The sequence below is a fragment of the Paenibacillus graminis genome, assembly GCF_000758705.1.
Lineage (GTDB): Bacteria > Bacillota > Bacilli > Paenibacillales > Paenibacillaceae > Paenibacillus_AQ > Paenibacillus_AQ graminis.
In genome coordinates this window covers 7,119,204-7,129,873 of the sequence record NZ_CP009287.1, presented here as the reverse complement: position 1 = coordinate 7,129,873, position 10,670 = coordinate 7,119,204, and the positions used below count along the sequence as shown (strand labels likewise).

Genomic DNA, 10,670 nt, shown 5'->3' with positions numbered 1-10,670 from the left:
ACCAATTTTGAGGAGGACCGGGTATGGACTGGGGAAGAGCAAAAAATGTGCTGATATACGCCTTTCTGGTGCTAAATCTGCTGCTATGCTACCAGCTCTGGATTGATCTGCGGGATCAGGCCAGCGCCAACCTTGATTTCACCTCCTTGTCCCAGGACACGCAAGCTGTCATGGAACAGAAAGATATCCGGGTTCTGTGTCCAATTCCGGCCGCCACACCGCAGCTGCCGGACATTACGTACCGTTACTCTGGTGAGGAGCAGAACGAACCGCCAGTTGAGCTTAAGGAGCCGGTAGACAGCAAGCTTATCTATTCCTCATTCACTGAGCTTAGCACTGCACTGCAGGGACAGATCCCGGACATCGCCAATTACCGCTTCGATTCACAGGAAAGCGAGGTCGGCAAATTCGTGCTTCATCCGCTGGTGGACAAGAAGTGGTCGTTGTTCAGGGTTAAGCTGGAGCTGATTAACAGTGATCAAAAAATAATAGCCTACCGCTGGCCGAAGATTGAGATTGGGGCCAGCAGCAGTGATAATGTGCAGAAGGTGCTTCCGGCATCCCAGGCGCTCAGTAGTCTGATTGAAAAATATTTTCCGGAAAATGCAGTGGTGAAGGAGATTGAGCTCGGATATTACGGCGAACTGTTCAATTCCGAGAGCCAGGTAGCTTCGCCAATGTGGCGGTTCATGCTGGAGAATGGCAGTGCTTACTACGTAGATGCCATAAGTGCGGACATTATCAGTCCCAAGACAAAAGAGTAGAAGGAGCAGGGGAGAGAAATGGGTATATCATTTACAGTGCTGTCCAGCGGTTCTACCGGGAACGTGACGGTGGTGCGCAATGGTGAAACGACGCTAATGATCGACGCGGGGCTCAGCGCAAAGCGGATTGATGAGCTGCTGGCCATTCGTGAGCTGACCGGACAGGATATCGATGGCATTCTGGTTACGCATGAGCATTCGGATCATATTAAGGGACTTGGGGCGATGGCGCGCAAATATGATCTTCCGATCTATGCCAACACGAACACCTGGGGGGCGATTGAGAAGGGGATCGGCAATATTGCCGAGCAGAACCGGGTTGTTCTGGAGACAGGGCAGTATAGGGATTTTGGCAGTCTGCGGGTAGAGTCGTTCGCGATCTCGCATGATGCGGCTGAGCCGGTAGGGTATAACTTTTACGATGGCAAAGAGAAATTGTGTGTGGCGACAGATTTGGGATATGTCAGCGACAAAGTTCGTACGGCGATCTCCGATGCCGATGTCCTTGTGCTTGAAGCCAATCATGATATCGAAATGCTGCGAATGGGACGTTATCCCTGGAACACGAAGCGGCGGATTCTCGGCGATCTGGGCCATCTGTCCAATGAGGCGGCTGGCGCGGCGCTGAGTGAAATCCTTACAGGACGGACCAAACGCACGTATCTGGCACACCTGAGCCGGGACCACAATATGATGGACTTGGCCAAAATGTCTGTGCGCGGAGCGATGGAAGACCGGGGCTGTTTTTTCAAAGACAGCGAGTTCAGGCTATGCGATACCTACTACGACCGGCCTACGCCATGGGATAAGGTGAGCCAGTCATAAGCTGATCCATTTCCGTAATCTTGCGTTCCAGCTCCTGGCGTGAGAAGAAGCCCTTGTCAATCATCAGCTCGATGATGGCGCTCTGGACAAGAATTAGATGATAGTGCTCATCCTTAAGATCGCCCAGCTTGCCGATAAATTGCACCAGATCCATACTGGTCGAAAAAGATTCCATTAGTACTCCTCCTTAAGCTGGAAACGGATCAAAGCATGAAATAATTTACATGGATTTTACATCAGAAAAAATACGGTACGACATCTGTGTGTGATACAATCAAATAGTAAGAATGAGATAGGTATTCAGCTTCCTCGCTTCTATTATTATAGTCTTTTAGGCTGCAAAATATTCCTGAAAAACAGTAATACCAAATCGCTAGGTTGCAAGAGTCGAAAGACAGATGTGTGCTCTGCCCCTGTACTTATATGGTTAATAAATAAGCTGAAACCTTTTAGCGCTTCCTGGAGTCTAAGAGAAGATGAGGTTAACTCGGGCGTGGTTGCTTGGCGTTCAGGTCTTGAATGCAGTAGCAATAGAGGGGAGAGGATGTAACGGTGGGACTGTTTGATGATGATTTCTATTCCACAAAAGTATCACGGCGCAGAAGCAAAATGCATGAAGCCTCAAGCGGATCAGGCGGGCACAAATGGCCGCGCAGGTCGCGGAGAGGTCTGGCAACATGGCAGGTAGCGATGATCTGTTCTGTAGCCAGTGCAGTGACGGCGGTGCTTCTGTTCAGTCTGGTGACAGGACAGCTGACCCATGAAAAAGCCGAATCACCGGCGGTAATCGGCAAGGTTGCTGCAAGCAGCGGTGATCCCTATGACCGGATTATTCAGGCTGCCGCTCTTGTACGCCCTGCGGTAGTAAGTATTATTAATCATAAGGAAGATAACAAGGAACTTAATATTCTCGATGAATCAGCACTCGGGTCGGGAGTTATCTATAAGAAGGACGACGGCAAGGCATTTATCATTACGAACAACCATGTGATTGAAGGCGCCGGCAAGCTGGAAGTGGTAACGGTTGACGGGGAGACCCGCAAGGCAACCCTTATCGGAGCGGATAAAGTCAGCGATATTGCAGTGCTCTCCATCGATGCGGAAGGCATTAATACGGTTGCCCAGATTGGGGATTCTTCCAAACTCCGGCTGGGAGAGACCGTCATTGCCATCGGCAACCCCCTGGGGCTGGGAGATACGCTGACCTCAGGAATCGTCAGCTATACGGAACGGACGATTCCTGTATCCTTGAACCAGGATGGCGTATATGACTGGGAGCAGGAGGTTATTCAGACTGACGCCGCGATTAACGAAGGCAACAGCGGAGGTGCGCTGGTTGATCTGAATGGCAAGGTGATCGGTATTAATACTATGAAGATTTCTGACACTGGTGTGGAAGGGCTTGGTTTCGCAATTCCGGCCAACCATGTGATGGAAACGGCGGATGAACTGGCAGCCAAAGGCAAAATTGCCCGCTCTTACCTAGGCGTCTATTCAGTTGATCTGAACAATCCTTATGTGCCGCTGGCGGAGGATCAACGCAAAGAGTTGAACCTGCCGACCAGTGTAAAGGACGGAGTCGTTGTACTGGATGCGGTTGGACCAGCGAAGGTTGCCGGTTTACAGTTCAATGATGTAATCACGAAATTTGATAACCAGTCCATTACCTCCACGCTCTCCTTGCGCAAGTATCTCTATGATCACACCAAGATCGGAGATGATCTCAAGATCACCTTTTACCGCAATGGAGAAGTGAAGCAGGTCACGGTGAAACTTCTTGAGAAGCCGGAGGAATAAAAGCTGTTCGGGCAGTATATAATAAAAAAGCAGTCACATGAAGGAAGCGGTTAGGCCGTTCTTATCACTTTATTTATTTAAGGACGGCACCCGTTTCTAAGTGGTGAATATGGGGTAAATGATACTGTAAAGGTTAAAAATTAAATGTATTCAGCACACTGGCAGCCCTTACATTGGAAAGTTAACCTAATAAGTGAAAAAACGGAGATATTCGGATATGACAGCTTGCCTTTGTTATTGAGGTGTGGTAACATAAACTTAATCATACAATTGATACCTAATTCTCGTATTGAAAAGGGCTGTCAAATGGAGTACAACCTTTTTCAATGTGTGAATTTTTTCTTTGTTTGAAGATAAAAAGAACATATTAATTTAAATTTGTGGAGGTAACACACATGCAAACAGGTACAGTTAAATGGTTCAACGCAGAAAAAGGATTCGGTTTCATCGAAGTTGAAGGCGGAAGCGACGTATTCGTTCACTTCAGCGCTATTACTGGCGACGGCTTCAAAACTTTGGACGAAGGCCAACGCGTTGAATTCAACGTTGTTCAAGGCAACCGTGGACCACAAGCCGAAAACGTTGTAAAACTGTAATAATAGAAGATGCCGTCCCGCTTGTAAGAGTTGGGACGGTCTTTTTTTAAAATATAAGGAATGATAGGCTTCATGCAATAACGGTCCTTATATTACTCGTGAAACGGTTGCCGTCCTTATTATCAGGGACGGCAATGTCGTTTCTACTTGTCTGGATTCTCAACTTGTGACATAAAGGAAGGGAGGAACGGCAATGAACTACCGGAAGAAACCTTTGGAGGAAGTGCCGGAGGAAAATACCGCAATTTGGGCCTGTACCAACGATGGATGTAATGGATGGATGAGGGATAATTTCGCATTTGAACATGCGCCTTCTTGCCGTCTCTGTCACTCCCCAATGGAGCGCAGTATGAAGATGCTGCCACAGCTGCTCAATTCCAATGGCGATCTGAAATCGCTGAAGAAGGGTATTTCCATTACCTGACCAATGCCTTTATGAGTCAAGACATCAATAGAATAATGAATACATCCAAGACGGTTAAACCGTCTTATTTTTTTTGCTTTCTGGAGGTAATATTGTGATATTTGTCACAAATTTATTGAATTCTAAGCCCAAATAGGGTGTATAATGTGATAAATATCACACTTTACCCTTTGAATTTTTGACAGAATAGACATATCGAATGGGAAGAAGGAAGGGGAGAAATATGGATACAGTGATGCTGTCGCGTATACAATTTGCGTCGACGACAATTTTTCATTATTTCTTTGTACCGGTATCAATTGGACTCGCGCTCTTGATTGCAATCATGGAGACGATGTATGTCAGAAAAGGCAATGATGAGTACAAAAGAATGGCGCAGTTCTGGGGAAAGCTTTTCCTGATTAACTTCGCTGTGGGCGTAGTGACAGGAATATTGCAGGAGTTTCAGTTCGGGATGAACTGGTCGGACTACTCCCGTTTTGTCGGTGATGTCTTTGGGGCTCCACTGGCGATTGAAGCGCTGCTTGCATTCTTTTTGGAGTCCACGTTTATTGGAATCTGGATTTTTGGCTGGGATAAGGTATCCAAACGCGTTCACCTGCTCTCCATCTGGCTGGTGGCGCTCGGAACCATGCTGTCGGCTTTCTGGATTCTGCTGGCTAACTCGTTTATGCAGCATCCGGTAGGCTTTGCTGTCAATAATGGACGGGCGGAAATGAATGATATTTGGGCACTCGTTACGAACGGACAATTGCTGGTCGAGTTTCCGCACACGGTTCTTGCCGCTTACGCTACAGGTGCTTTCCTGGTTACCGGCATCAGTGCTTATAAATTGCTGAAGAAACAGGATGTTTCCTTTTTCCGCAAATCGTTTGAGATTGCTGCCATTGTCGGCATCATTTCTTCATTTGGCGTAGCCATTGCGGGTCATGCCCAGGCACAGTATCTGGTTGAGACTCAACCGATGAAGATGGCTGCTTCCGAAGGACTGTGGGACGACAGCGGTGACCCGGCAGGTTGGACGGTTATTGCAAAAATTGACCCTGATAATAAAATAAGTACCCATGAAGTGAAAATTCCATATATGCTGAGCTTTCTCTCCTACAGTAAGTTTTCGGGATCTGTTAAAGGCATGAACACGCTGCAGGCTGAATATGAACAAGCATACGGTCCTGGTGACTATATTCCACCGGTCCGCACGACGTTCTGGAGTTTCCGGATCATGGTTGCGGCAGGATCGCTGATGATTGTGCTGGGGGTATATGCCATCTACCTGATGTGGCGCAAGAAGATGGAACGTCCGAATACCTGGTTCATGCGCTTTATGTTCTGGGGTCTGCTGCTTCCGCCGATTGCCAATACGTCAGGCTGGATTATGACAGAGATGGGGCGTCAGCCATGGACGGTATTTGGATTAATGACTACAGAGGATAGTGTATCTCCTAATATTACGAGCGGACAGGTACTGTTCTCGGTAATTTCTTTTACAGCAATCTATGCCATCCTTGGTTTAGTACTGGTTGGCTTGTTCATCAAGGTGATCAAAAAAGGTCCTTACGCCATGGATAACGATCACGGCGAATCCCATGATCCGTATAACAAGGAGGGATCCCATGCTTTCTCTTAATGAATTGTGGTTTGTACTGATTGCTGTGCTGTTTGTCGGTTTCTTCTTTCTTGAAGGCTTTGACTTCGGAGTAGGGATGGAAACCCAGATTCTGGCCAAGAATGATACGGAGCGCCGGGTGCTGATTAATTCGATCGGGCCGTTCTGGGATGCTAATGAAGTATGGCTGATTACAGGCGCCGGGGCGATGTTTGCTGCCTTTCCGCACTGGTATGCCACGCTTTTCAGCGGATTCTATATTCCTTTTGTATTCGCGCTGCTGGCGCTGATTGCCCGTGGTGTGGCCTTTGAATTCAGGGGCAAAAGAGACTCGCTGGCCTGGCAGAAAACCTGGGATGTCTGCATTTTCTTAGGCAGCTTCCTGCCGCCGTTCCTGCTTGCTGTAGTGTTCGCCAGCTTCATCAAAGGGCTGCCAATCGACGGCGATATGCAGATGTATGCCGGATTCTTTGATATTGTGAATGTCTATACGGTAGTGGCCGGAATTACTGTAGTGCTGCTCTGCCTTGTTCATGGGCTGATGTTCACTACACTGCGTACAGTTGGTGATTTGCAGGAACGCGCGCGTAAGATGGCGCAGAAGCTGTTGTTCCCGCTGGCCGCGCTGCTGCTCGCTTTTGTGGTTATGACGTATTATATGACGGATGTATTTGAACAACGCGGAGCGCTGCTGCTTGTCATTGTTATTCTTGGCATTGCTGCTTACGTGCTGTCCGGCTACTTCATGAGCAAGAAGAGAGACGGGCTGGCCTTCGGAATGACTGGTGCAGTCATGGCTCTGTCGGTGGTTTCTATCTTTGTCGGACTGTTCCCGCGGGTCATGATCAGCTCGCTGGATCAAGCCTTTAACCTGACAATTACGAATGCGGCTTCCGGCCATTATTCGCTGAAGGTGATGACGATTGTGGCGCTGTCGCTGCTGCCGTTCGTGCTGGGTTATCAGATCTGGAGCTATTTCGTCTTCCATAAACGGGTTCACGAGAAGGAGCATCTTGAATACTAATGGATAAAAATTTGCTTGGGTACAAAGGAGTTAAGCCGGTCTTTCTGATCGTCGGCTTCCTTACCCTGGTGCAAAGCCTGTCCATTCTTCTGCTGGCTAAATCTCTTGCAGAAGGGGTCTCTGCGCTGTTTGCGGGAGAACCGCTGAAGGAACAAGGGGCGAAACTGCTCTTGTTCCTTCTTGCGTTTCTGGTGCGCCATGCCAGCGCCATGCTGATGAGCCGTGTATCATACCGCTTCGCGGAAGCAACCGGCAGCAGCATGAGAAGACAAATGATGGACAAGCTGTTCCAGCTGGGGCCAAGGCTGGCAGGCAACCGGGGAACCGGCGATCTGGTCACGCTTGTGCTTGAAGGAGTAACCAAGTTCCGGACCTATCTGGAGCTGATTATTCCCCGGATGGTGGGGATGGCGGTTACACCGGCGCTGCTGCTGGTGTATGTCTACACTCAGGATACATCAAGCGGTGTTATTCTTACCTTGACAATGCCGATCATTATTGTCTTTATGATTCTAATCGGGATGACGGCCCGCAAGCAGATGGACCGTCAGTTAAAATCGTATCGCACTCTGTCCAATCATTTTGTGGATTCGCTGCGCGGTCTGGAAACGCTGAAGTTCCTTGGCCGCAGCCGCAGCCACAGCGAGAGCATTGCCGCGGTCAGTGACCGCTACCGCTCGGCAACCATGCGTACGCTGCGCGTGGCATTTCTATCTTCGTTTGCTATGGACTTCTTCACGATGCTGTCTGTGGCTTCGGTAGCCGTAAGCCTGGGGCTCCGATTGGTCAATGAACAGATGACCCTGGTCACCGGACTGACGATTCTGATCCTGGCCCCGGAATATTTTCTGCCGGTCCGGCTGGTGGGTGCTGACTTCCATGCTACACTTGACGGCAAGGAAGCAGGAGAAGCCATGAAGAGTATTATCGACCGGAAGACGGTGGAGGCCGAGCTGCTGAATGTTGCTGGAGTTACAGCTTCAGGAACAGATACAGCCAAAACTGCTGTATTCACCTGGCAGAAGGATAGCATGCTTGCACTTCATCAGGTGGGCGTGAAATATGAAGCAGGCGGAATTCCCTCACTCTCCGGTGTGGATCTGGAGTTTAGAGGAAATGCCAAAATTGGAATCATCGGTGAGAGTGGTGCCGGGAAGTCCACGCTGGTGGATATTCTGGGCGGGTTCCTGCATCCTACATCCGGCACGATTGAGGTGAACGGCAACAGGGTCACCGCGCTTACAGATGAGGAATGGCGCCAGCAGACCTCTTATATTCCGCAGCGCCCTTATATTTTCAGCGGTACGCTTGCGGATAATGTGCGCTTTTATTACCCTGAAGCGACAAATGAAGCGGTTGCTGGAGTGGTCGCCGCTGCAGGCTTATCCAAGCTGGTAGCTTCACTTCCGGGCGGATTGGACGAAATGATTGGCGGCGGCGGGCGTTCCCTCAGCGGCGGGCAGGAGCAGCGTGTAGCGCTGGCCCGCGCCCTGCTGAACAGCCGTCCGGTCATGCTGCTGGATGAGCCGACCGCTCATTTGGATATCGAGACGGAGTACGAGCTAAAGGAAACGATGCTGCCGCTGTTTGAGGGCAAGCTGGTATTCCTGGCTACCCACCGGCTGCACTGGATGCTTGACATGGATCTCATTGTCGTCATGCAGCAGGGTCAAGTGGCTGAGGTTGGTACACACCAAGAGCTTACAGCCCGTAAGGGTGCCTATTATGAGCTTATTCAAAGTCAATTGGAGGGAATCCATTGAAACGTGAAGGATGGTTTGCTCCCTATTTCAATTCTTATTTCTGGCGGTTTCTGCTGATTATTGCCTTGGGTGCGCTGACTATTTTCTCAGCCTCTTCCCTGATGTACACCTCGGGATTCCTGATTTCCAAAGCTTCCATCCCGCCGGAAAATATCCTGATGATCTATGTACCGATCGTTGGCGTGCGCACCTTCGGGACCAGCCGGGCGGTGATCCACTATGTGGAACGGCTTGTCTCGCATGATACGATTCTTCGGATTCTCTCGAAGATGCGTATCCGGCTGTACAATATTCTCGAACCGCAGGCACTGTTCCTGTCTTCTCGCTTCCGTACCGGGGATATTCTGGGTATGCTCGCTGACGATATTGAATATTTGCAGAATGTGTACCTGCGTACTGTATTTCCAAGTATTATCGCACTCTTGATCTATGCTGCCGCCATCATTTCGCTGGGCACGTTCGATGTGGCTTTTGCGCTGCTGATGGGACTGTATATGCTGGTGCTTGTAGTTGTCCTCCCGCTGGTCTCCCTGCTGCTGACACAATCACGGCAGCGGATGGTGAAGCAGGAGCGCAACCGGCTCTACCAGAAGCTGACTGACGCCGTGTTGGGTATGGGCGATTGGGTCATCAGCGGACGGCAGAGCCAGTTCGTGGCCACTTATGAAGCGGATGAGAGAGTGGTCGCCCGCACAGACGGAGCCCTCCGCAGATGGGCGCGCGCCCGGATGTTTATCGGGCAGGCCGTTGTAGGGATTGCAGTCTTATCGGTCATCTACTGGGCCGCTGGAGAGTATCAGAGCGGTGCCATTGCCGGAACGCTGATTGCAGCGTTCGTTCTGGTGGTGTTCCCGGTGGCAGATGCCTTCCTTCCGGTCTCGGAGGCGATAGAGAAGATTCCACAGTACCGCAATTCGCTGGAGCGGCTGAATGGTGTGGAAGAAGCGAAAGAGGCCATGCCGGGAGCCGGGGCAGCAGCGGAAAATGCGGAGACTGCAGCTCTTGCAAAGGCTGCTGCCGGGAAGATCCAGGAGACCCGGCAAGCGCATATCCAGCTGAAAAACACAGGATACCGCTACGCTTCGGGGGACGACTGGTCTATTCAGGATCTGACGCTTGATATCCCGCAGGGACGGAAGATTGCCATTATCGGCCGCAGCGGAGCGGGCAAGTCCACGCTGTTGAAGGTGATCCAGGGAGTGATTCCCCCTTCTGTAGGGTCTGCTGTGATTAATGGCATCGATGCTTCCGCCTATGGAGAGAATATTCCGAAGCTGATCGCTGTCCTTAACCAGAGCCCGCATCTGTTCGACACAACAGTTGCTAACAATATCCGGCTGGGCAAGCCGGATGCTTCCGATGAAGAGGTTAAGCAAGCTGGAAAGCTTGCTCAATTGGATGATCTGATCTCCTCGCTGCCGGAAGGTTACGATACATCGGTGCGTGAGGCCGGACAACGTTTCTCCGGCGGGGAGCGCCAGCGGATCGCCCTGGCCCGCATACTGCTGCAGAATACTCCAGCCGTAGTTCTGGATGAGCCTACCGTCGGCCTTGATCCGCGCACAGAGCGCGAGCTGCTGGCAACGATGTTCGCCGCAATGGCGGATAAGACGCTGATCTGGGTAACGCATCATCTGGTAGGTGCGGAGCAGATGGACGAAGTGATTTTCATGGAAAATGGAACCGTGGAGATGCGCGGCACTCATGCGGAGCTGCTGGCAAGTGAATCCCGTTACCGCAGACTGTATGAGCTGGACCGCCCGGCGGAGTTCCTTGCGAAGCAGGCAGGGATGTAGAATAATACTGTGCATTTTGAAGAGGCTCCTTCTACCTCGTTTGGGTGGAGGGGGCCTTTTACACTGAGCATCTCT

10 protein-coding genes are annotated in these 10,670 nt (G+C 50.4%); 9 read left to right on the top strand and 1 reads right to left on the bottom strand.

Annotated features, from left to right (window positions below; translation table 11 throughout):
* Window positions 1-23: 23 nt before the first annotated feature.
* Together yycI and PGRAT_RS30865 are read left to right on the top strand one after the other, a co-directional pair.
* Window positions 24-764 carry a two-component system regulatory protein YycI gene (yycI, locus tag PGRAT_RS30870; RefSeq protein ID WP_025706527.1) on the top strand — a complete coding sequence of 247 codons (741 nt, stop codon included), beginning with the start codon at window positions 24-26 and terminating at the stop codon, window positions 762-764.
* 18 nt (window positions 765-782) lie between these two features.
* Complete coding sequence (locus PGRAT_RS30865) at window positions 783-1,589, top strand: MBL fold metallo-hydrolase (protein WP_025706526.1); 807 nt, start codon at window positions 783-785, stop codon at window positions 1,587-1,589.
* Here the strand turns inward: PGRAT_RS30865 and PGRAT_RS30860 are convergent.
* Window positions 1,558-1,764: a hypothetical protein gene (locus PGRAT_RS30860; RefSeq protein WP_025706525.1), complete on the bottom strand. Its 207-nt coding sequence runs from the start codon at window positions 1,762-1,764 to the stop codon at window positions 1,558-1,560. The two genes, PGRAT_RS30865 and PGRAT_RS30860, sit on opposite strands and share 32 nt — an antisense overlap.
* 377 nt (window positions 1,765-2,141) lie before the next feature.
* On the opposite strand from PGRAT_RS30860, the gene PGRAT_RS30855 reads away from it, so the two are divergent.
* The 7 genes from PGRAT_RS30855 (at window position 2,142) to cydC (ending at window position 10,595) form a co-directional block, all read left to right on the top strand.
* Window positions 2,142-3,386 carry a S1C family serine protease gene (locus PGRAT_RS30855; RefSeq protein ID WP_025706524.1) on the top strand — a complete coding sequence of 415 codons (1,245 nt, stop codon included), beginning with the start codon at window positions 2,142-2,144 and terminating at the stop codon, window positions 3,384-3,386.
* Window positions 3,387-3,781: 395 nt separating this feature from the next.
* The gene (locus PGRAT_RS30850) at window positions 3,782-3,982 is read left to right on the top strand and encodes a cold-shock protein (RefSeq protein WP_019914582.1); all 201 of its coding nucleotides are present in this window, start codon (window positions 3,782-3,784) and stop codon (window positions 3,980-3,982) included.
* Between the two features lie 193 nt (window positions 3,983-4,175).
* Window positions 4,176-4,406: a cold-shock protein gene (locus tag PGRAT_RS30845; protein WP_020425962.1), complete on the top strand. Its 231-nt coding sequence runs from the start codon at window positions 4,176-4,178 to the stop codon at window positions 4,404-4,406.
* Between the two features lie 223 nt (window positions 4,407-4,629).
* Complete coding sequence (locus PGRAT_RS30840; RefSeq protein ID WP_025706523.1) at window positions 4,630-6,033, top strand: cytochrome ubiquinol oxidase subunit I; 1,404 nt, start codon at window positions 4,630-4,632, stop codon at window positions 6,031-6,033.
* Complete coding sequence (cydB, locus tag PGRAT_RS30835) at window positions 6,020-7,036, top strand: cytochrome d ubiquinol oxidase subunit II (RefSeq protein ID WP_025706522.1); 1,017 nt, start codon at window positions 6,020-6,022, stop codon at window positions 7,034-7,036. The genes PGRAT_RS30840 and cydB overlap by 14 nt, the downstream gene beginning before the upstream one ends.
* On the top strand, window positions 7,036-8,799 hold the full coding sequence (cydD, locus tag PGRAT_RS30830; RefSeq protein ID WP_025706521.1) for a thiol reductant ABC exporter subunit CydD: 1,764 nt from the start codon (window positions 7,036-7,038) through the stop codon (window positions 8,797-8,799). The genes cydB and cydD overlap by 1 nt, the downstream gene beginning before the upstream one ends.
* Window positions 8,796-10,595: a thiol reductant ABC exporter subunit CydC gene (cydC, locus tag PGRAT_RS30825; RefSeq protein WP_025706520.1), complete on the top strand. Its 1,800-nt coding sequence runs from the start codon at window positions 8,796-8,798 to the stop codon at window positions 10,593-10,595. Before cydD ends, cydC begins: the two co-directional genes overlap by 4 nt.
* Window positions 10,596-10,670: the final 75 nt, after the last annotated feature.